19 protein-coding genes, 1 tRNA gene and 1 pseudogene are annotated in these 21,734 nt (G+C 62.1%); 9 read left to right on the top strand and 12 right to left on the bottom strand.

The window, feature by feature from the left end:
- Positions 1-30 precede the first annotated feature (30 nt).
- The 4 genes from HJB91_RS05935 to HJB91_RS05920 all read left to right on the top strand — a co-directional run bounded on the left by HJB91_RS05935 (position 31) and on the right by HJB91_RS05920 (position 4,681).
- Positions 31-1,563: a winged helix-turn-helix domain-containing protein gene (locus tag HJB91_RS05935; protein WP_221153832.1), complete on the top strand. Its 1,533-nt coding sequence runs from the start codon at positions 31-33 to the stop codon at positions 1,561-1,563.
- 90 nt (positions 1,564-1,653) lie between these two features.
- On the top strand, positions 1,654-2,010 hold the full coding sequence (locus HJB91_RS05930; RefSeq protein WP_210629385.1) for a nuclear transport factor 2 family protein: 357 nt from the start codon (positions 1,654-1,656) through the stop codon (positions 2,008-2,010).
- 383 nt (positions 2,011-2,393) lie between these two features.
- Entirely contained in the window at positions 2,394-3,941 is a 1,548-nt protein-coding gene (locus tag HJB91_RS05925; protein ID WP_221124282.1) for a bifunctional diguanylate cyclase/phosphodiesterase, read from the top strand.
- Between the two features lie 329 nt (positions 3,942-4,270).
- Positions 4,271-4,681, top strand: coding sequence for a GFA family protein (locus HJB91_RS05920; protein WP_210629387.1), 411 nt, complete (start codon positions 4,271-4,273; stop codon positions 4,679-4,681).
- Positions 4,682-4,944: 263 nt separating this feature from the next.
- Here HJB91_RS05920 and HJB91_RS05915 read toward each other — a convergent pair whose 3' ends face one another.
- From HJB91_RS05915 to HJB91_RS05880, 9 genes and pseudogenes are all read right to left on the bottom strand, one after another.
- Entirely contained in the window at positions 4,945-5,982 is a 1,038-nt protein-coding gene (locus HJB91_RS05915) for a proline racemase family protein (protein WP_221153826.1), read from the bottom strand.
- A gap of 106 nt (positions 5,983-6,088) precedes the next feature.
- Positions 6,089-7,339: an FAD-binding oxidoreductase gene (locus tag HJB91_RS05910; RefSeq protein WP_221153808.1), complete on the bottom strand. Its 1,251-nt coding sequence runs from the start codon at positions 7,337-7,339 to the stop codon at positions 6,089-6,091.
- A gap of 185 nt (positions 7,340-7,524) precedes the next feature.
- The gene (locus HJB91_RS05905) at positions 7,525-8,802 is read right to left on the bottom strand and encodes an alpha/beta hydrolase (RefSeq protein WP_210629390.1); all 1,278 of its coding nucleotides are present in this window, start codon (positions 8,800-8,802) and stop codon (positions 7,525-7,527) included.
- A 596-nt stretch (positions 8,803-9,398) separates the two neighbouring features.
- Positions 9,399-10,280: an aldo/keto reductase gene (locus HJB91_RS05900; RefSeq protein WP_210629391.1), complete on the bottom strand. Its 882-nt coding sequence runs from the start codon at positions 10,278-10,280 to the stop codon at positions 9,399-9,401.
- Positions 10,281-10,609: 329 nt separating this feature from the next.
- A complete protein-coding gene (locus HJB91_RS05895; protein ID WP_210629392.1) occupies positions 10,610-11,272 on the bottom strand; it encodes a class I SAM-dependent methyltransferase in 663 nt (220 codons plus the stop codon).
- A gap of 246 nt (positions 11,273-11,518) precedes the next feature.
- On the bottom strand, positions 11,519-11,815 hold the full coding sequence (locus HJB91_RS05890) for a hypothetical protein (protein ID WP_210629393.1): 297 nt from the start codon (positions 11,813-11,815) through the stop codon (positions 11,519-11,521).
- Positions 11,816-11,968: 153 nt separating this feature from the next.
- Positions 11,969-12,335: pseudogene (locus tag HJB91_RS30585) on the bottom strand (cell surface protein).
- A gap of 189 nt (positions 12,336-12,524) precedes the next feature.
- Complete coding sequence (locus tag HJB91_RS05885; RefSeq protein WP_210629394.1) at positions 12,525-12,845, bottom strand: hypothetical protein; 321 nt, start codon at positions 12,843-12,845, stop codon at positions 12,525-12,527.
- A 203-nt stretch (positions 12,846-13,048) separates the two neighbouring features.
- Positions 13,049-13,636, bottom strand: a complete 588-nt coding sequence (locus HJB91_RS05880; protein WP_210629395.1) for a hypothetical protein — start codon at positions 13,634-13,636, stop codon at positions 13,049-13,051.
- Between the two features lie 237 nt (positions 13,637-13,873).
- Here HJB91_RS05880 and HJB91_RS05875 point away from each other — a divergent pair, with 237 nt between their 5' ends.
- Positions 13,874-14,299, top strand: coding sequence for a hypothetical protein (locus HJB91_RS05875; protein ID WP_210629396.1), 426 nt, complete (start codon positions 13,874-13,876; stop codon positions 14,297-14,299).
- Between the two features lie 191 nt (positions 14,300-14,490).
- Positions 14,491-14,736, top strand: a complete 246-nt coding sequence (locus tag HJB91_RS05870) for a DUF982 domain-containing protein (RefSeq protein WP_064707810.1) — start codon at positions 14,491-14,493, stop codon at positions 14,734-14,736.
- 116 nt (positions 14,737-14,852) lie between these two features.
- On the opposite strand, the gene HJB91_RS05865 is transcribed toward HJB91_RS05870, so the two are convergent.
- The 3 genes from HJB91_RS05865 to HJB91_RS05855 form a co-directional block, all read right to left on the bottom strand.
- A tRNA-Arg gene (locus HJB91_RS05865) sits at positions 14,853-14,929 on the bottom strand.
- Between the two features lie 123 nt (positions 14,930-15,052).
- The gene (locus HJB91_RS05860; RefSeq protein ID WP_210629398.1) at positions 15,053-16,570 is read right to left on the bottom strand and encodes an ATP-binding protein; all 1,518 of its coding nucleotides are present in this window, start codon (positions 16,568-16,570) and stop codon (positions 15,053-15,055) included.
- A 365-nt stretch (positions 16,571-16,935) separates the two neighbouring features.
- A complete protein-coding gene (locus HJB91_RS05855) occupies positions 16,936-18,933 on the bottom strand; it encodes a methyl-accepting chemotaxis protein (protein WP_210629399.1) in 1,998 nt (665 codons plus the stop codon).
- Positions 18,934-19,351: 418 nt separating this feature from the next.
- Between HJB91_RS05855 and rpmH the strand changes: the two genes are divergently transcribed.
- From rpmH to yidC, 3 genes are read left to right on the top strand one after another with little or no spacing between them, the layout of a single operon-like run.
- Positions 19,352-19,486, top strand: a complete 135-nt coding sequence (gene rpmH / locus HJB91_RS05850; protein WP_008524438.1) for a 50S ribosomal protein L34 — start codon at positions 19,352-19,354, stop codon at positions 19,484-19,486.
- A 21-nt stretch (positions 19,487-19,507) separates the two neighbouring features.
- Positions 19,508-19,909 (top strand): ribonuclease P protein component, encoded by a 402-nt coding sequence (gene rnpA, locus HJB91_RS05845; RefSeq protein ID WP_210629400.1) that lies wholly within the window; start codon positions 19,508-19,510, stop codon positions 19,907-19,909.
- Positions 19,909-21,705, top strand: a complete 1,797-nt coding sequence (gene yidC, locus HJB91_RS05840; protein WP_210629401.1) for a membrane protein insertase YidC — start codon at positions 19,909-19,911, stop codon at positions 21,703-21,705. Before rnpA ends, yidC begins: the two co-directional genes overlap by 1 nt.
- The last annotated feature ends 29 nt before the right edge of the window (positions 21,706-21,734 follow it).

Here is a 21,734-nt window from a genome sequence, read left to right as displayed (position 1 = left end):
AAGCTGCGAAATCGGCGTATCATTGCGGCCATGAACACGCAGCCCCTTGCATTCGGTCACCTCAGGTTCATTGCCGAGAACGGATGTCTTCTCCGCGACAACAGGCCTGTCGCCATCGGCGCCCGCGGCGCCTCGCTGCTCGCCGCACTGCTTTCGGCACAGGGCGGTGTGGTCTCGAAGTCCGCCCTGATGGACGCCGTTTGGCCGGGATTGGCCGTCGAGGAAAGCAATCTTTCCGTTCAGATTGCCGCCCTTCGCAAGCTGCTCGGACCCACATCGGACGGCGGCGAATGGATCGTCACGGTCCCTCGGGTCGGCTACAGATTTTCCGGTGAGGTGGAGAGCCGCACTGACGGCGCCGATAGCGGCCGGCATGCCGAGGCCGGTCCGATCCCGGGAATTGCCGTCCTGCCGTTCGAAAATCTGGGCGGCGATGCTGAAAGACAATATCTCGCCGACGGTGTCGCCGACGACCTGATCATGGCGCTTGCCCGGTTCAGATGGTTCCGCGTCGCTTCACGGGGGGCGAGTTTCAGCAGGAGGAATGGCTCGAAGGATCCGCAGTCTGTCGCGCGCGACCTCGGCGTCGATTTCCTGGTGGATGGGGCGATCCGCCAGAGCGGCAATCGGATCCGCATATCGGTGCACCTCGCCGAGACCGCGAAAGGCGCCACGATCTGGTCCGAACATTACGATCTTCAGCTGGCCGAGCTCTTCGCCGTGCAGGACGCCATCGCCGAGCGGATTGCAGCGGCGGTCGAACCCGAGCTGCTGCTGCGCCACGGGCTTCCGGTTGCTCCCCATACCGGCAACATCACGGCCTGGGATCTCGTGCGGCAAGGCACGTTCAATTTTCACAAGGTCACGCAGCCCACCCACCTTCTCGCACGCCGTTTCTTCCGCGACGCGGCTGGGCTCGACCCCATGCTTCCGGAAGCGCAGATCTGGCGGGCGCGGGTGAATGCCGGCCTGATCGCCTACGGCTGGACTGATAACCCTGCGGAAGACGGCAAGGAAGGATTGGATGCGGCGCTGCGGGCCATCTATCTCGACGCGCGAAATCCGTACTCACACTATGCGCTGGCGATCGTGTCGGTTTACACGGGCAGACCCGAGCAGGCGATCCTGGCGGCGGAACGGGCGATCGAGCTCGGTTCGAGCTTCGCCCTGGGGCATCTCGTCCTCGGCATGGCTCGCCTGTTTTGCGGCGATGCGGCCGGCGCGCTGAAGCCCTTGGCGCACGGCCTCGAACTCAACCCGCACGATCCGCAGAACGGCGTCTGGTTCAGCCTGCTGATGCTCGCACGGTTCTTTTCCGGCGACGTCGACGGCGCGCTCGAGACCGGGCGTACGGCGCTGAAGGCGCGGCCTGACTGGCCGGCGCTGCTGCGCATTCAGGCGTGCTGCCACCGGGCCTTGGGAGATCGCCAGCAGGCGCACCGCTTTGCCGCCGCGGCAAGCGATCTTCCCGAACCAGCCGGCGATGCGCTCGGTCCGTTCAGAGCTGGCAACACGGAATGGGCGGTCCGCCTGAACGGGCTGCTGCGCGAGGCGGAGCTTTGAACCGGTTGACCGCTTAGAGCAAAATGAAGGAGATGGTTCGTCGCGAAGCGGGCTCGAAACGCAACCCCGCACCTCTGAAAGGAGAGAGCAATGGACGGCGATGTCAAAATTCTTCAACACATCTACGAGCGCTTCAACTCACGGGACATAGACGCCGTGCTGGCAGCGCTGGCCGAAGATGTCGTCTGGGCCAACGGCATGGATGGCGGCCACGTCCATGGGCGCGAGGCGGTGCGGGAATATTGGACGCGTCAGTGGTCGATGATTGATCCCCACGTCGAGCCCTTCGGTTTTCACCGGACAGCGGACGGCGCAATCATCGCCGACGTCCGGCAGTCGGTCCGTGACCTGCAAGGCCAACCCCTTCAAGGACAGAAGACGGTCGGGCACATGTTCCGGTTCCGGGACGGCAAGGTGACCCGCTTCGACATTCGGGATGCCGCCTGAATTCGGCGAGCCGGATCACCCCCCTCTCCCCGACGGGCCTTTGATGGCCAAGATGTAGCACGTCGGTTTCGGCGTCGAGCGCAATGAGCCGCGTCCAATTTGCGACGAAGATATCCGTTGCGCGCAGCGAACCGTCCACGTCTCGGACCCGGAAACGCGCGGTTAACCTTCGAAGACCACACTGATATTCCGGACTTTTCGATGCCGCGCAGCTAACCGATATCGAATTGCCGACGCTTTCACTCCGCCCAAATGAGTTGTGGCGGCCTTCTATCCCGTCGATGCCGTCCTACGGCGACGGGGTTGCCGATGGAAAACTGTCGCGGACGATGCGGTCTGCTGGCTGGCCATGATGGCTCTTCACACACCAGGAGCCTGTTCATATGCCTCGCATCCGACCCACCAGACCGCAGATGGAGATATTGGCCTGGCTCCTGATCTTCCTGCTTCTCTTCTGCCTGTCCTGGCGCTTCCAATGGCATGAGGGGCTGGATGAGTTCATCGAGAAGCATGATGACTTTCCGCTGGACCACGCGCTGCTTGCCCTCAACATGTCCGGCTTTCTCGGGCTGATCTACTCGGCGCTGAGGATCCGGGATCTCTCGATAGAGGTTAACCGCAGGCTGCAGGCCGAAAAGAACGTGGACTGGATTGCCTGTCACGACACGCTGACCGAATTGCCTAACCGCAGATTTCTGGAGTCCGTCTGCGCGCAATCGATGATCGATCAACGGGCGCCCGAAAGCTATGCCGTGTTCAGCATCGATCTCGACGGCTTCAAGAAGATCAACGACCTCCTCGGGCACGATCACGGCGATGCGGTGCTGAAGGCCGTCGCTCAGCGGCTTTCTTCCCTCTTTCCGCGTGAGCGCGTTTTCCGCCTCGGTGGCGACGAGTTCGTCGTTCTGGCGCGGCGCACCGGAAATGCCGATCTCGTCGCTTTGGGGAACCGCATCGTGAACGCGATCAGCAAGCCCTTCACATTCAATGGCGTCGCCGTCGATCTCGGCGCCAGTGTCGGACTCGCGCTCCATCCTGAAAACGGCGACGATCTAAGCCAGGTCATTCGCCATTCGGACTGTGCGATGTATGTGGCGAAAAAGCAGGGGCGCAATCTGGTGAAGCCCTTCGTCCCTTCGATGCAGGAGGAGTTGGCGAAGCGGATCCGGGTGGAAGCGAATCTGCGAGCCGCCATCAAGAACGCTGAGATCGTTCCTTATTACCAACCTCTCGTCGACCTGAAGACGAAGGAAATTATCGGCTTCGAAGCGCTGGCGCGCTGGAAGACGGCATCCGGCGAATTCATCCCGCCGAACGAGTTCATTCCCGTGGCGGAAGAGGCCGGTCTGATCGTCGACCTGACGGACCAACTGCTGCGCCGCGCCTGTGGCGATGCGCTTTCCTGGCCAAATCATCTGGTTCTGTCGTTCAACCTGTCTCCGATCCAGCTGAGCGACCGGTTGCTGGGCCTCAGGATTCTGAAAATATTGGGCGATGTCGGCCTGCCCGCGCACAGGATCGAGCTGGAGGTGACGGAGAGCGCCATCATCCAGGATGCCGTCACCGCACGAATCGTCCTCGACGATCTGGTGAACGCCGGCGTCCGGATTGCTCTCGACGACTTCGGCACGGGCTATTCCAGCCTCTCGCAGCTCTCGAACTACCGGTTCGACAAGATCAAGATCGACCGGAGTTTCGTCGCTTCGTTCCAAACCAACGACAAGCAGGACAAGGTGATCAAGGCCATTATCGCTCTCGGCGCGGGCCTCGGCGTGACGATAACGGCCGAAGGCATCGAAGAGGAAAGCCAACTTCAACGGCTTCAGGATCTCGGCTGCGATATCGGCCAAGGTTACCTGCTTGGCAGGCCGGCGCCGGCCGAGAGCCTTGCCGCAGATCAGGTCAGCGCCAGGATAGCGCAACGTCGCTGATGCGCCGACGGGTCGTCGAGGCTGGCTTGGAAGTCTTGTCGCACTGTTTCGAAAGACGAGCGGCCAGTATTAAACAAATGGTCAGGTGGGCTCGCGTGTCATGCTGCACATCTTCTGTTTTCGCCTGTCTTCAGCGCAAGACCGCTGCACGCAATTGCGCGACATGCTCTAGACTTCGGCAGTTTGCCGATTTACGCTGGTATTCGCGAGCCTGAAACTGCATCAGGTCTCGGCCCTTGCGCAACGCCGACCGCAGTGAGTCTCGGTTCCGGCCTGCTCCTCAGCCCACAATGTCAACGTATCTCACCGCGCAAGCGGAAGGAGTTTCCATGGCCGATGCCCAATGCGCCTGTGGCGCTCTCCAATTGAAGCTTAGCGAACCACCACGATTGACCGCGCTGTGTCACTGTTATGCCTGCCAGCGGCGAACCGGTGCACCGTTCAGCGCCAATGCGTTCTACTCGATTGACTGTGTCGAAATATCTGGAACGTCTACGGAATTCATTCGGACCGCCGACAGCGGTCGTCAGGTCCGCATGCATTTCTGTCCAACGTGTGGGTCGACCGTCTATTGGAAGGCCGATGCCGCGCCACTTTGGATCGGGGTGGCGATCGGGTCACTTGCCGACCCGGCCTTTGCGCCGCCTGAACTATCGGTATTCGAGCAATCGAAACATGGATGGGTGCAGCTTGCGGAAACGGTCGAGCATTTCCAGGGCCGTCCAAGCGGCCGGACTTAAATCAAGCTGGGAGCCTCGGTCCAAGGTCATTGCGGTCCGGTTGCGCATAATGGCTGCCACTCACCCTAACCCTTACCTGGGTCGAGCCACTGGTCTCGACCCGTCCTGCGGACCCCCGTAAACGGGGCGAGGGGACATGCCCTGCGAGAGGTTGGTGGGGAACGGAGAGGTCGCGGCATGGTCCCTTCGCCCCGTTTACAGGGAGAAGGTGGCGGCAGCCGGATGAGGGGCCGGCTTGCCCAATCTCCTCGGTTCGACGCCGCTCAAATCTCCCCAGCTTGCGGCCCCCAGACATCCGTCAAAGCAAAGCCGCCGGGGTGCGGGTCGAAGGGATCGAGCGCGACCTGGGTGAGGCCGAAGGTGAAGCCGCGGCCGGTGATGGTGGGGATGACCGCCGGGCGGCCGGCGACTTCGGTCACTGCCTGCAGGCCGACCTCGAATTCCGAGCCAATGATCGACTTCGAGGTGAAGACGTCTCCGACCTTGGCCTTGCCGCGGGCATAAAGGGTGGCGAGATTGGCGGAATTGCCGGTGCCGCAGGGGGAGCGGTCGGCCCGGCCTGGCCACATGGTGGTGCAGGTGCGCACCGTGCCGTCCGGCTCGATATCGCGGAACATCACATAGGCGACGCCTGAAATCGCCGGGATTTCGGGATGGACGACCTTAATGTCGCGGTTGATCAGCTCTTTCAGGATCATGCCGGCCTGGACGAGGCCGGCCGCATTGGCCTTCTCGATCGTGAGATTGATCTGGCCGACATCGACGAGGGCATAGAAGATACCGCCATAGCAGAGATCGGCTTTGATCTTTCCCCAATGGGGCGTGTCGATCCCGATGTCGAGCTCATGGACGAAGGAGGGCACCATGGTGAGCTTCACCTTCTCGCAGCGCCCGTCGCGGCAGGTCGCCACCGCCTTGACGAGACCGGCCGCGGTCTCCAGCGTCACGATCGTCTCCGGCTCCTTCATTTCGACGATGCCGGATTCGAGCAAGGCCGTCGTCACGCAGATCGAGTTCGAGCCGGAGCTCGCATGTGCCTGGTCGGGCTGCAGGATGATGAAAGCAGCGTCGGCGTCGGGGTGCCTCGCCGGGAGCAGCAGGTTGACCGAGCCGATCGGAGCACCGCGCGGCTCCAGGCAGAGAAAGCGGCGAAGCTCGTCACCCTTCGGATCGGTGTTCAGCCAATGCAGCTGGGCGGCGATGGTATCGCCGGGGATCTTCGGAACGCCGCCGATCGCGACGCGACCGATCTCGCCCTCGGCATGAACGTCCAGCAGCTGGATCGTGCGCTTCCATCTCATCTCGAAACTCCAGTTCGGACGTGACGGCTGATGCCGCCGACGCGGTTCTAACTTGTTTTAACGCAATTCCGAACGGAAAACCGCTTCACACTTTTCCTGGAATTGCTCAGTATCGGTCTATCCGGAAAGGGGTCATGTCGACCGACGGTTTTGCTCCGCTCACCATATCGCCGATCAACCGCGCTGTCGTCGCGGCATATGTCAGGCCGAGATGGCCATGGCCGGTGGCATAAAAAACCCCCGACATCTTCGAGGACGGCGAAATGATCGGGATCGTATCGGGCAAGGCCGGGCGGTGACCCATCCATTCCGTCGTCTCCTCGGCCTTCAGCCCGGGAAGCGCGCGCTGGGCGTGGCGCACCAGCACCCGCGGACGGCGGAAATCGGGAGCGGCGTCAAGCCCGGCCAGCTCGACATTGCCGCCGACGCGGATGCCGCCGGCAGTCGGCGTCACCATGAAGGCGCGATGCGGCCAGATCAGCGAGTAACGCATGGAAATGCCGGGCTTCATGATCTGCGTGTGATAACCGCGCTCGGTCTCCAGCGGGATCGGTTCGCCGAGCTTGGCCGCCAGGAAACGGGTGTGGACGCCGGCGGCAAGCACAACGGAAGCCGCCTCGACACGGCTGCCATTGTCGAGGAGGACGACGACGCTGCCATCGCCCTTGCGCTCGATATTCCTCACGGTGCCGGAGACGAAGGTTGCGCCGGCCGCCAGGGCGGCGTCGGTCAGTTTGACCACCAGCTTGTAGGGATCGCGGACCGACTTATTGTCGGGGAGCAGCACCGCTTTGGCGATGACAGACGACAGGGCGGGCTCATAATATTGGATGGCGCCGTTGCTCAACACCTCGAATTCGAGGCCGTAGCGCTGCATCATGGCGAGGTGGCCGCGATCGGCGGTAAACTCAGCCTCCGTCTCGTAGATCGCCAGGCAACCTTCCTCGGTCAGCAGATCGGATGCGCCGATCGCCTTCAGCATTTCGCGGAAATCGGCGAGCGCCCGCAGCGACAGGCTCATGCCGGCATCCTCGATCTCCCTCAAGCGCGAAGGCCGGCCGGCGGCGAGGAAGCGCAGGAACCAGGGCAGCATCTTGGCGGCATAGGACGGCCGCAGCCAGACCGGGCCTTCGGGGTCGAGCAGCCAGCCGGGGATCTTCTTCCAGGTCGAAGGGCCGGAGCCGGCGGCGAAATCGAGCGCGATGCTCGCCATATTGCCGAAAGAGGTGCCGCGTCCGGGCTCACCCTTGTCGACCAGCGTGACCTGAAATCCGCGCCGCTGCAAATCGAAAGCGATCGAGGCGCCGATCACGCCCGCGCCGACGACAGCCACCTTCTTCTTCGTCTCATCCGTCATGCGATCAACCCACCCGCACGGCATACAGTATCGCCGTTCGCAAACCTGATATATCAGATCAGCGATGCTGCCTAGAGCGGTTCAGCTTTTCACGGAAACGCGGAACCGCTCTAACCTTTTGGATTTACGCAATTCCGAAACGCGAAACCGCCGTGCACTTTTGCTGGAATTGCTCCGCGGAATTCTTACTGGCTTTCGGGCAGGCCGGCGCCGACACTGTCACCGACCGAACCGACGGTGTTGTCCATCGACTGGCCGAGCCGCTTCAGCTGCGCATCGTAGTTGCGCCGGGTGCGCGGATCGAAGATTGCGATCGGCGTGCTGACGGCGACGCTGACCGCACTTCCGGCCGTCTGAGCCGCCCCCATCGCCACCGCGCCGACGGCCTCGCCGAGGCCGACATTGGAATCGGTGATCGTCTGGCCGGCAATCAGCCGGTCGCCGATCAGCTTCACCACTTCGGGGCTTTCGGCGAATTTGCCGTGGTTCAGCCGGTCGCCGCCCTTGAGCTTGGTGAGATCGAGCACGGTGATGCCGGCCGCTTCCAGCTTGCTGCGGTAAGGCTCGGCGGAAGGATCGATCTGGCCGAGCCGGTCGATATTGCCGGAGATGCGCCGCGACAGCGCCAGCGCCCGATCATCCCTGGAGACGAAGATGGTGAAATGCGGCCGGTCCTTGCCGAGGCTCATGAACTGCCGGCCGAAGACATCGACATCGAGATCCGGCGAGGCAAGGATGACATTGTTAATCTTCGAAGCGACGTGACCGTTGCGGATCGCCATCTGCCGGAGTGCTTCGACAGTCAGCCAGGTGCCCATCGAATGGGCCATGACGGTGACGTCGCTGACGGCGGGATTGGCGGCGGTGCGGGTCAGCAGCTCTTCCAGCGCATCGCGGGAATAGTTGGTGCTTTCCTTGTCGTAATTGTAATCGAAGATGCTGGCGCGCGACGGCCAGGTGAAGACGACGGGCGCAACGTCGGCATGCGAATCGTGGACGATCTGCGCGAAACGATAGACCGCGTCTTCATAACGGTTGTTGAAGCCGTGCACGAAGACGAGCACGCGGCGGCTCTTCGGCATATGGGTTTTCAGCCAGCTCTCGCCTGCCCGCTCGCCCTCGAGCGGATCGACGGAAACGGTGACGAAGTCACGGAGCGGATCGGCCGGCAGGCGCTTCGGCCATTGCACCTGGCCGACCGTGCGGTTGGCTTCCGGCGGAATCGAGACATCGACGGCGTTAACGGCAAGCCCCGTGCCGCGTTCGCCGGAGAAAAGCACGGCCGGGTTGTCATCGGCAGCGCGCGTCGTCGCCACCAGGAGATCGACCTTCGACGTGCCCGGAGGCACGGTGCCGGCCGCCTGCATCACCCCAACCGGTCGGCCGCCGCAGCCGGCGAGCACCATCGTTGCAACCAGAAGCCCTGTCAGAGCCGCATGCGAGCCGCGCCATCTGCCGATCATGACTAACTCCAACCGGTTCACGCGCCGGACAGACGGCACAGGTTCAAATAGTCCGGCGAAGGCTGTCGAGTCAAATTGTGCACGGCAAAGCAGCGCCGGCGAAATGGCATGAGGGGAAAAGAAAAGAGCCTGGCGCGGGAGGAGGTGCGCCAGGCTCTTGATCCTGACCGACAACTGGGAGGAGGAGTGTTGCCGGTCCGATGTAAGAGCGCTTGGGAGGAGGAGTGCGCTGCTTACGAAGATAGTGATACCCCATTCATTTGATCGGGAATAGCGAAATTACCGCAATGCAGCAATGCAATGAGCGCAATGCTCGCCACTTCAAGCGGCAGTGCGCGCCTCATTTTGCGGCATCTTTGACCGGGTGGTCAAAATTTGCTGAAAGATGTGGCAGTGGCGGCAGCCCCTCATCCGCCTGCCGGCACCTCTGCCTGGGTCGAGCCGCGGGTCTCGTCCCGTCCTTCGGACCCCCGTAAACGGGGCGAAGGGATATGCGGCAACCTCTCCGTCCCTCGCCAACCTTTCCCAGGGCACGTCCCCTCGCCCCGCGAGCGGAGAGAGGGTTAGGGTGAGGGGGCCGCCGCTTGCATCACTCCTCAAGCGGCCTTGAAGACCTTCCTGCCCTCGGCGTCCAGCGCGGTAAACTCCTCATCGGATAGCGTGATGTCCACCGCCGCGACGTTTTCTTCCAGGTGCCTGACCTTCGAGGTGCCGGGGATCGGCAGCATCACCGGGCTGCGCTTCAGCACCCAGGCGAGCGCGACCTGGCTGGGGGCGGCATTGTGCTTCCTGGCGATCGTATCGAGCAGCGAGCCTGATTTGGCAAGATCGCCGGCGGCGAGCGGATACCAGGGGATGAAGCCGATATTGTGCTTGGCGCAATAATCGAGCACGTCTTCGCTGGTGCGATCGACGAGGTTGTAGCGGTTCTGGACGGTGGCGACCTTGAAGTGCTTCGAGGCCGCCTCGATCTCGGCGACGGAGACTTCGCTCAAGCCCGCATGGCGGATGAGGCCGGCATCGAGCAGCGATCTGATCGCGTCAAACTGCTCCTTGGCAGGCACCTTCGGATCGATGCGGTGAAGCTGCCACAGATCGATCTGCTCGACGCCGAGATTGCGCAGGCTCTTATGCGCCTGCTGGATCAGATATTCCGGACGGCCGACGGGCAGCCAGATGTCGGGACCGTGGCGGGTGAGGCCGCCCTTGGTGGCGATGACGGATCCCGCGTCATAGGGATGCAGCGCCTCCTTGATCAGCCATTCGGAGACATCGGGGCCGTAGGAATCGGCCGTATCGATGAAATTGACGCCAAGCTCCGGCAGGCGCTTCAGCGTCCGCATGGACTCGGCATGGTCATCGGGCTCGCCCCAGATCCCCTTGCCGGTAACGCGCATGGCGCCGAAGCCGAGACGATTGACCTCGATCTCGCCGCCGATCCTGAAGGTTCCTGACTTGGCTGCGTTGTGACTGAACATGATCTTTCCTCCCTTCGTCACTAAAATCATTCAATGTCGATGAAATGGCCGAAGCCGCCCGCTTCGCCAGGGCCGGGATGCCGGGCTGGCGAGGATGGATCCAGTTCTGAATGTCTGCCGGGTCTGGTGATGCCCGGCATGGTGATGACCCGGCCGCCGCGGCGATATCGGACATGCGGCCGTGGCGACGCTTGCACATATAGGACGACCCCGACGGGATAACAGGGAGGGGCCGAAAACATCGTCCTTCGACCGGCGCCGCTGCGGTGCGCCGGAATATCGGCCGGGCTGCGACGAAGCCTGTCGCTTCCGCTCAGCCGTTGCCGCGTTCAGCCGGCCGATTCGCCGGAAAAGGCGGCGACTTCGATGTCCGCCTCGCGGTATCTCAGGCGCTCGCGCGAGAGTTCCAGCGGCTTGCGGCGCGAGATCCGGTAGACGGAGGCTGGCGGGAGGTTGCGAACCGTACCGCCGATGCGCACCGCCTTCAGGCCGAGGCGATCGAGGATCGGCCGCGGCACCGGGCAGCGCGGACCATAGGTGAATTGATAGACGGCTCCGCCCGGGCGCATATAGGTGAAGACGCCGGCAAGGATCGAGGCGATCTTGCGCGGCGACATCGACAGAAGCGGCAGCCCGCTGATGACGGCGCCGACCGGTTCGCCTTCGAAAATATCGGCCTGGGCAAGGTGGGCCGCGTCCATCTGTAATATGCGCGCCGCCGGGAACCGCGCCTGCAGCGCATCGATGAATTCCGGGCCGTATTCGATCAGCGTCAGATCCGTCTCGCTGATGCCGCGGGCAAGCAGCGCCCGGGTGAAGACGCCCGTGCCGGGGCCGAGCTCGATGATCGGCCCGTCGAGCGCCGCAATTTCGCTGGTCATGATCCTGGCAAGTGAATCACCCGACGGCGCGATGGCGGCCACCCGAAGCGGATTGCTAATCCAGGAGCGGAAAAAATGCAGGAAATCCGAGCATGCAGCCTTTGCGGTCATGACTGTCCCACCTGTCTGAAATTCAATTGATTATGAATGCGACCATCGCGGCTAGCATGGCAATTCCAAGGCAGAGACGTCAATCGCCCTTGTGAGCCGGCATTTCCCACCTCTTTTCCCACTGGCGTCCGGCATTTTTGCATCTATGCAGCTATGACATAGCGAGCGCCCTCGTCTGCGGCAAAAAGGGCGGCCGGGAAGCCGCCCCTCACCGCGATGGCCTGGTCGCCACCGCAAAGCGCCGCGTTAATAGTTGCAGCCGGAACTGCTGGTCGGATTGAAGCCGAGCTTGCAATCCATGTTCAGCGGCTTCTTCGGGTTCATCATGGAGGGCGAGGCCATGCCCTTCGGGTTGCCTTCACCGATCGAACCGGTCGTGCTCCTGTCGTGCTGCAGGCGGGTCTCATGCTCGACAACCTGCTGCTTGACCGAACCCTGCTGCGTCGCGCTCGACTGGAGGGGAGCCGCTTGCGCCGCGAAGGTGGCAAGGCCAAGCATCGCACCGAGGACCGCGGCGGCCAGGCCGCTCTTGAACGTCGTCATATTGTCATCTCCTTGGGAGGATCGGGTGATTTACGCCGAGGAGGTAGGAAGCGGATTTGTCACAATCTACCGCGACGCAATAGAGGTCACGAACATGTGAGCGGCGCCCGAACAGGAAAAAGGCAGCACGCGCCGCCTTTTTCATTTGCCGGCTCAATAGCCGTTATCACAGGGCATGCTGGACCGATCGACCCCGAAAACGTAGGGTTGCACATCGTCGGAGCCACCGGCCTGTCGACGGGTTGGCGGACGATGGAGTCGGTGGCGCCGGCCTCATCGCCGAAGGCGGCAAGCGGGTACCAGTAGCCATCGGAGTGACGGTGGGTGCCGGGGCGCTCCGTTCGGAAACCTCTATAGCCCTGCCAGAGACCGGCATGCGGCTTATATTGCACGGTTTTTGCTTCGGAAATATCGGGCGGTCGAACCGTTTGAACGGGAGCGGCTTCAGCTTGGCCGATCGGCGCAAGGGCGAGAAGTACACTGAACGCAATGGCGGAACGGACAAATTGAAGATCTTCATGTTAAACCCTCCTTCGTGGATTTAACCTGAGAAAATGCCGACACGAAGGGCGCGCTTCCCAGCGCGTGCGAAACTTCCAAAACTCGTGATTGCAGGCGATCCGGCGTGAGTTTTTCGCGAGAAAACGTGAAAGCTGTAACAGCAGAATGGCGCGATCCGGCGCTGGTCAAGAATGCGAATTCTCTGTTTTCAATTCGCGTATAATGCCCGGTAACCTTGGGCCGAGAGACAGGCGACATACTGGCGATGGGCGGCGGCGCGCGCCACGGTTTCCGCTTCGAACGCATCGGCCTGCGCATATCCGGTCAACTGGGCGCGCAGCTCATACTGGCGCTTCGCCTCGCCATACATGGCATTGCCGTCAGTCATGCAAAGGCTGTGCGCAACGGACGGCGGATTGACCGGTAAGCCGACTGCCAGCAGCACCGGCTCGTTGGCATGGTCGATGCAGCCGGCAAGGGCGGCTATCGTCGCGAGGATCGCCAGGACCCGAAAAATTCCCACCGTCATGCATTCCTCCGAGATCATCAGGCCTGCGAATACATCAGGAAGGTTGCGCGAAGCTAAGCATGCGGGAAAACCAATGCCGCTGCCGACCGAGGACGGTCGTCACGCTCCACCGCGGGAACCCCCACCAAAATCTATATAGCACCTCGGAATCCCGAAATAGGCCGCGGCGTTGAAATCATTGCGTTTCCGCTCAGCCGAAAAGCTTACGAAGCGCGGCGAATTTCGGAATCCCGAAGCGGACGGATTTCGGGATCCCGAAGCGAGGTTTTTTTCTTCCGGCCGAGGCGGCCGCGTTTGTCGGCGGCGATTTTGCGGTCGGTCTCGGACCATTTCCGGCACCTTTCCGCCGTGCACCGCTTCCACTCGTCGGTCGGCGGCGCGCCTTCAAGGTCGCCGACGAAGGTGAGCGTGAACAGGTTGGGATGGGCGACCCCACTTCCGGCCCGGCCGCGGCGGACCTTTACGAGCCCCTTATATTCAAGCTCGTCGAGCGCATCGGCGACATATTCTCCGGTGACGCCGTAGGAGACGAACTGGTGATGCGTCACGACAAGCCTGCCATTCTGCAACGCGGCATGCGAGAGGTGCTCGATGACGATGCGGAAGAAGGCGCGGCAGGCATTCGCACTCAAGGTGGTAAATGCCGCCGATTCCAGTAGCTGGATCGTCAACCATTGCCATCGCAGGCTGCCGTCATCGCTGGCGCTCGGCGGCGCGGTGTGTTTGCGCACCAGCGATCGCGTCTTGCCGGAACTGGTGCGGCTCTTGTCACGAGAGTTGAATTCCGCCATCAGCCCCTCGCCCCGGCTGCGAGCACGTCCTTCCGGCAAGCAGCAGAAGAACTGGTTTTTTCCCGCATGCAGAGGGAAAGACCCGCCCAAGCGCCCACTGCGCCAATCGCTACAAAATTCTTTGACATTCAACATTCCATGGTTGCAACAGCGTGCAATCTAGCGTAAGAACGTTTCAAGAACTAGGAAAATAATCTTAGGATTCGGATTAGACCCGATCACCGTTTGGAGGGCAGGATGCGAATGATCTGCATGGGGGAAAAGTTCATGGTGGGTTACAGCAGCCGATTGCTGGCATTGATTTCGCTCTTGCTGGGAAGCGCCGTCCAGGCGTTTCCCTGCGATCAACCGATCACGATATCGAATTGGTCGTTCTGCGCGACCGGCAATGTGAGCGCTGAGGGCGGCGCCGCTGATTGGAAGGTCGTTCCTGCATGGACTCGCGAGCAAGCCATAAGCGCGTATTTCGGAAACGATCCGCGGCTTCTGGCAAACCACGGGCTTTGCAATGCCAAATTCCATCGCGTCGTCCTCTGCCAGCCCGGATGGCAAACGGGCAACCCGGATGCGTGCTCATATCTGGTTTGCAGCGGCTTTTACTCCGCCGTGTTCGGGAAGGAAGAAAGGGAAGCCTATGAGAGAGAGCATCCGAACGCTCAATAGCTTTGCCTTGCTGCCTTGCGGCAAAGACGGCAGCGGCCGACGAGAAGCGGCGGCCGGAAATAAATATGCCGGCGTTTCAGTAAGCAGCTCACTGCTCCGGAAAACGTCTCGTTCAGACGGCATCTCGACACGCCGGAACAATTGCCTTAGGCGAGCAGGTGGCCGAGAAGGCGCAGCGGAGATCCTGCATTATGCAAACCCTATGGAAGAAGCCGGTGACGCTTGCCCTTGAAGGGCCGGATCAATGGGTGGTCATCCAGACGACCCAGGCCGCAACATGGGCGCTGATCGAAGACTGGCCGACCGAAGAGGGCCCTGCGCTCGACAGAGCGTGTGCGGTTTGCGCCGATGTCATATCTGGGAAACGAAGCCGGGAAGAGGCGCGGCAGGCGTTCATCGAGGCTGCGATCGAAGCCGGGATTCCCATCAAGGAATGAGGCGGCCGCCCCAGCTATTGTTCACGCCTCCAAGGAGGCGAGGCGAGGAGCGAAGCGCTGATTGGAGCGGCACCGATTTCGGGCGCCTGGAACTTTGCTGATGCATTTGGGAAGAATGGCGCACCCGAAGAGATTCGAACTCCTGACCCCCAGATTCGTAGTCTGGTGCTCTATCCAGCTGAGCTACGGGTGCGTGCAAATTGCGGCGGTGCCGCTTGCGTGGGCGATCCTCTAAAGGGTCCTTTCGGACATTGCAAGAGCATTTCGAAAAAAATCGCGTCTTTGCCTGCTTGCGGCCGCGCCGGCTGAAATTCCGTCACTTCTCGCCATGCGTCCGGTTGCGGTAATCGTCCAGCGAAACCGGGCGATCGGGGATCTCGATGCGGAATTGGGTGCCGACCGTCGGCTTTTCCACCAGCGCGATCGTGCCGCCATGGGCGAGCACCAGTTCGCGGGCGATGGTCAGGCCGAGGCCGGTGCCGCCGGAACGGGCCGAGCCGCGGAAGGCGGCAAAGAGGTTCTGGCGCGCCTTCAGCGGCATGCCGGGGCCGGTATCGTCCACGGTGATGCTGACGACGCTGCCGACACGCTGGGCGGAGACGGTGATGCGCCTGATGGCGCCGGGGCCGCCCTCGCCCGGTGATGTCAGCGCCTGCAGGGCGTTGCGGCAGAGATTGTGAATGACCCGGAAAAGCTGCTCGCCGTCGGCATCGATCTCGAGATCGGCAGCGAACTGTTCGACAAACTCGATGCCGCTTTGCGGATCGATCGCCAGCATGTCCCTGACGTCCTGCGTGAGTGCCAACAGCCGAACATGGCGGCGGCGCGGCGCCGATTCGCTCGCCTTGCCGTAGGACAGCACCTCCGTCGTATAGCCGACGGCGCGGTCGATGGTGCGCAGCAGCTTCGGCGCGAAGCTCTTGACCATCGGATCATCGACATCGACGAGCCGGTCCGACATCAGCTGCGCGGAAGCCAGGATATTGCGCATATCGTGATTGATCTTGGAAACGGCGAGGCCAAGAGCGGCAAGGTTCTTCTGCTGCTTCAGCGTCTTCTGCAGCTCCATCTGCATCGAGGTGAGATTGCGGCCGGCCACCGCCAGCTCGTCACGGCCGCCGTCTCCGATATAGATGTGGGCCGGGTTCTCGGGATCGGAGGAGAATTGCTGCATGCTGCCGGTTAGCCGGCGAATCGGGCCGATGAGAATGCGGTTGATCGCAAAGAAGATCAGCGTCGCCGTGAAGAGCGAAATCAGCACCGAAAGCAGCAGCACGTTGCGGGAATAAGCAAACATCGCCGTGCGCAGCGGCCGGTCCTTCATGACAACCTCGACGCCGACCTTGTTTTCGCCGACGGGGCCGTAAACGCGGATCATCCTGCTGCCGCCGAAGATCAGGGTATCGAGCGCGTCGCGGATCGCCGTCAGCGGCGGCACGTCGGTGAGATCGTAGGATTCGTCGACGGAGGTCGGCATGTCGGTCGTCGCCAGCAGCCGCGAAGTGCCCTCCTTGCGCAGCACGATCGCCTTGGTGCCGGTCGCCTCCAGCGTTTCCTTCTGCAGGGCGCGCGGCAGCTCGATCGGCTGCAGCCCGTCGATGACGATGGCGGCGGCGGCGGCCGTGTTCAGCCTGTCCTGCAGCCAGCGCATCCGCATGCTGGCGACCGAGGGAAAGAAAATCAGGATCTCGGCGAGCATGATGAAGACGACGGTGAGCCAGAGCAGCTTGCCAGACAGCCCGCCGAACAAGCCGGACGGACACCGCCCCTTGGCAGCCTCGCCGGCCGCCGGGATGTCAGCCGAAGGATCTTCGCCCTGGTCTCGAACCGGCATGGTCATCTCGCCCGATCGGCAGCGCTCGCCGCCCTCACCGTAGGGTTCTTATATTAGACCAAGACGCTCCGCTTTCAAATCTTTGCGAGCAGCGTCACCTCGTCACAACAAAACGCCGCCCGGGGGCGGCGTCGTGCTTTCGTTATGTTGGTGCAGTAGCTCTCTGGTTGGCGCAAGGGGCAGCCCCTCATCCGCCTGCCGGCACCTTCTCCCCACTCGCGGGGCGAAGGGAATATGCCGTGATCTCTCCGTCCGTCGCCAACCTCTCGTGGGGCACGTCCCCTCGCCCCATTTTACGGGGAGAGGGCGAGGGTGAGGGTGAGGGGCAAAAGCCAGGCATTGGAAAAGTCTTCTATTATGGAAAATCAGAACTCTTCCCAGCTCTGTTCGGCCGGGGCGGAACTGCCGCCGAAGGCGCGGGCGACCTTGGCGATCGCCCGGCGGGCGGGCGAGGCAACCGGCTGCCTGTGCGGCTCGTTGCGCACAAGCGCCACGGGCGCCGCCGCATCCGACAGCTTGAAGCGGGCGATGAGATGTACCAGCCCATTGGCTTCGGCCGAAAGCCGGTGCGTGGCGGCAGAGGTTTCCTCCACCATCGCGGCATTCTGCTGGGTCACCTGATCCATCTGGTTGACGGCGGTGTTGACCTCCTTGAGGCCGGTCGACTGTTCGACCGCGGCCGTGGCGATCGAATGGATATGGTCGTTGATGGCGATGACGCGGGTGCCGATTTCGGACAGAGCCTCACCGGTCGCCTGGACGAGCTTGACGCCGACCTGCACCTCGTCGCCGGACTTGGTGATCAGCGCCTTGATGTCCTTGGCGGCCGTCGCCGAACGCTGGGCGAGTTCGCGCACTTCCTGCGCGACCACCGCGAAGCCCTTGCCGGCCTCGCCGGCGCGGGCGGCTTCGACGCCGGCGTTCAGTGCCAGGAGGTTGGTCTGGAAGGCGATCTCATCAATGACGTTGATGATCTGGCTGATTTCGCGCGAGGCCTGCTCGATGCGGCCCATGGCCTCGACGGCGTTGCGGACGACGACGCCGGAGCGGCCGGCATTTTCCTTGGCTTCGGACACCATGACGGTTGCTTCATGCGCCCGCTCGGTCGAGTTCTGGACGACGGCGGTAATCTCGTCGAGTGCCGCAGAGGTCTGTTCGAGCGCTGCCGCCTGCTGCTCGGTGCGCTTCGAGAGGTCGTCGCTGGCATTGCGCAACTCGGCGGTGTTGCCGTTCATCGCTTCGGTCGTCTCGCGCACTTCGCGCATCGTCGCCTGCAGCGTTACGAAGCTGTTGTTGACGTTCTGCTGCAGCTCGGCGAAGGCGCCCTGGAAATTGCCGTTCATCGTCTGGGTGAGGTCGCCTTCGGCAAGGCTTGCGATGACGCGCCGGGTCTCGCCGATGCCGGCATCGACGCTCGACAGCAGCGTGTTGATATTGCCGGCGAACTGATTGAGGTTCTCGTCCTGATAATCCTTGTCGATGCGATGGCTGAAATCGCCGGCCGCAGCCGCGGCCACGACGACGGACATGCTCGACTGCAGGTCATCGCTCTTGGCGCGCATCGCCGCCTCTTGGGCGTTCAGGCGCTTGACGGCAAGGCCGTTCTCCTTGAAGACCGCCACCGCGGCGGCCATCTCGCCGATTTCGTCCTTGCGGCCGGCAAAGGGAACCTCGGCGTCGAAATTGCCGTTGGCGACCTCCTTGATCGCGTGGGTGACACGCTTGATCGGGCGGCTCAGATGGCTGGTGCCGATATAAAAGCCCATGCCGATGCCGACCGCGATACCGATGCCGGTAATGCTGAGCACGAGCATCAGGACCCAGGAGCGGAAACTTTCGATCTCGGCGTTGACGGCTTCGAGCGCTGCCTTGTCGGTCGCGACGACCGCGTCGATTTCAGCCTGGAAGGCCTTGCGGTTGGCGCGATTGGCCTCATTGTTGCCCTGCTGGCTGGCGGCCTCGGGCCCGACTTCCGTGCCGAGGCGGGCCGTTTCCGTGCGGAAGGTGCGGAATTCGGCGGCGCGGGAGACGAGCTTGGCGAAATCGGCCTTCTCGCTTTCGGGAACGAGCGGCGCCCAGCCGGCGATGACCTTATCGATCTCGTCGAGAGCGGCCGTGATGCCCTTGGCGAAATTCGGCGTATCCTTGATCGTCTTGGCCGCATAGATGCCGCGCGATTCCATGACGACCGCGGTAACGAAACGGTTGAGGCGCTCGCCGGCATAGGCGCGGGCGGCGGCCTGCTCGTAGGCCGTGAGGTTGCGGCTGTATTCGTGCATGGCCGACAATGCCGTTGCGCCGATCAGAAGCGCCACCGCGCCCATCACGCAAACCAGCAAATTAATTTTCCCGCGGATCTTCAATGCAGTGCCTCCTAGCTACCCCAAACTGCCTGGAAAGCAAATTCCCAGCCGATGAGCCGACTATCGGCGAAATTCCTTAAAGTTGGATTTCTAATATTTACGATTATGTCACTGAGAATGAGCGATGCCGGCGCCCGCCCCGAACGCAAGTCGCTGAAAATCATGATTTTCTATCGCGGCTGCGACAAAGTACAACCTGTCAGAGCAAAGCAAACTTGTTAACACTTGCGTGCGAAAACCAAGCGCCGATCAGCATTACCAGTGAAATGATCTGATATAATTGACTTTGGCGGCCTTCATCCGTATAAGCCGCCGCACGTCCGGTCACCCAAGGCCTTCATGGCCCGCCCGTTCGAAAAACAACGCTCCTTGCATCATGCAAATTCAAGAAGGGCCGCACTCCGCGGTGTTTAAATAAATGAAGCGTACCTATCAACCATCCAAGCTTGTTCGCAAGCGTCGCCACGGCTTCCGTGCGCGCATGTCCACGAAGGGTGGCCGCAAGGTCATCGCTGCCCGCCGCGCGCAGGGCCGCAAGCGTCTCTCGGCTTAAGGCCGGGTTGCCCGAGAAGAGATGGCGGGCGAATTGACGACCAGTGAGAAGAAACACACTGTCGGGCGGCTGAAAAGCCGCCCGCAGTTTCTTGCCGCGCGCGAAGGCGAAAAACGCCGCGGCGGCCTCTTCCTGCTCGAAGTGCTCGACCGGAAGGAACCCGACAGCCAGGCGCGCGTCGGTTTTACAGTCACCAAAAAACATGGCAACGCGGTCGAACGGAACCGTATGCGCCGCCGCCTGAAAGAGGCGGTGCGGCTTCATGCGGGATTTGCAATGCAGCCCGGACACGACTATGTGGTTGTCGCGCGCAGGGACGTACTTGATGCGTCCTTCCAGGAATTGGCCGCGGAGCTGAAGCTTCGCGTGGAAACCAGGCCGAAACACCGGCGCTCCGGAGACGGACGCCCCAGGAACGTATGATGGAAAACAACCGCAATTATTTCATTGCGATCGCTCTCTCGGTGCTGATCGTCCTCGGCTGGCAGTTTCTCTATATGAATCCGCGCATCGAAGCCCAGCGCAAGACGCAGGAAGCCCAGAAGGCGCAACAGCAGACCGAGCAGACGCAGCAGCCTGCGGCAGGCGGCGGCCAGGCACCTGCCCAGACGACCGGCGCGGCCCCGTCCGGCCAGGCGGCCGCGACGGCGACGCGCGAGCAGGCGCTCGAAAAGACGCCGCGCATCGCCATCGATACTGCTGCGCTTTCCGGCTCGATCAACCTTGCCGGCGCCCGGCTCGACGATCTGAAGCTCAAGGGCTATCACGAGACCGTCGACGACTCGAGCCCGACCATCACGCTGTTCAGCCCGGCCGAAACCAAGGATGGTTACTTCACGGAGCTCGGCTATATCGGCAGCGACGCCACGGGCACCGTCCCTGGTCCGTCGACGCTGTGGACGGCTCCGGAGGGCGCCAAACTCACCGAGAAGACACCGGTGACGCTCTCCTATACCAATGACAAGGGCCTGACCTTCACCCGCACGATTTCCGTCGACGAGCGCTACATGTTCACCGTCGTCGACAAGATCGAAAATACCGGCCAGGCGCCCGCCTCGCTCTCCTCCTACGGCCGCGTGATGCGCTACAACAAGCCGACGACGCCGTCCGTCTACGTCCTGCATGAGGGCTTTATCGGCGTCATCGGCGACGACGGCCTGATCGAAAGCAAGTATAGCGCCGTCGAGAAAGAAGCCGTGTCGCCGGCGAAATCCACCGGCGGCTGGCTTGGCATTACCGACAAATACTGGGCGGCGACGATCGTTCCGCCGCAGAGCGCTGCATATGAGGCGAAATTCTCTTATTTTTCTGACGGTCAGCCGCGTTATCAGGCCGACTACAAAGATGACGCCTTCACAGTTGCGCCAGGTCAGTCGATCGAGCTCAAGAACCTCGTTTTCGCCGGCGCCAAGGAAGTGCCTGTTATCGACGGCTACGAGGCCTCCTATTCGATCCCCAAGTTTGACCGGCTGATCGACTGGGGCTGGTTCTATTTCATCACCAAGCCGATGTTCAAGCTGATGGACTTCTTCTATCGCTTCTTCGGCAATTTCGGCGTGGCGATCCTGTGCACCACGATCGTCGTCAAGGCGCTGTTTTTCCCGCTCGCCAGCAAGCAGTACGCTTCGATGGCGAACATGAAGCGCATGCAGCCGAAGATGGAGGAGCTGAAGGCGAAATTCGGCGACGACCGCATGGCGTTGCAGCAGGCGACGATGCAGCTCTACAAGGACGAGAAGATCAACCCCATCGCCGGCTGCTGGCCGGTGGCGCTGCAGATCCCGATCTTCTTCTCGCTCTACAAGGTGATCTACATCACCATCGAGATGCGGCACGCGCCTTTCTTCGGCTGGATCAAGGACCTTTCGGCGCCCGATCCGACGACGATCGTCAATCTGTTCGGCCTGCTGCCCTTCGAGGCGCCGACCTTCCTGCATCTCGGTGTCTGGCCGCTGATCATGGGCGTCACCATGTTCCTGCAGATGCGCATGAACCCGACGCCACCCGATCCGACGCAGGCAATGATCTTCAACTGGATGCCGCTGGTGTTCATGTTCATGTTGGCAAGCTTCCCGGCCGGTCTCGTCATCTACTGGGCCTGGAACAACACGCTCTCGGTGATCCAGCAGTCGGTGATCATGAAGCGCCACGGCGTGAAGATCGAACTCTTCGACAATCTGAAGGGTCTGTTCCGACGAAAGACGGCGCCGTCGAAATGATGCCCACAAGCCCCGCTCCGGCGGGGCTT

Source organism: Rhizobium sp. NLR10b, assembly GCF_019685435.1.
In the GTDB taxonomy this organism is placed as follows: domain Bacteria; phylum Pseudomonadota; class Alphaproteobacteria; order Rhizobiales; family Rhizobiaceae; genus Rhizobium.
Note: the sequence above shows the minus strand (reverse complement) of the source record. Positions and strands in the feature narration are given on the sequence as shown.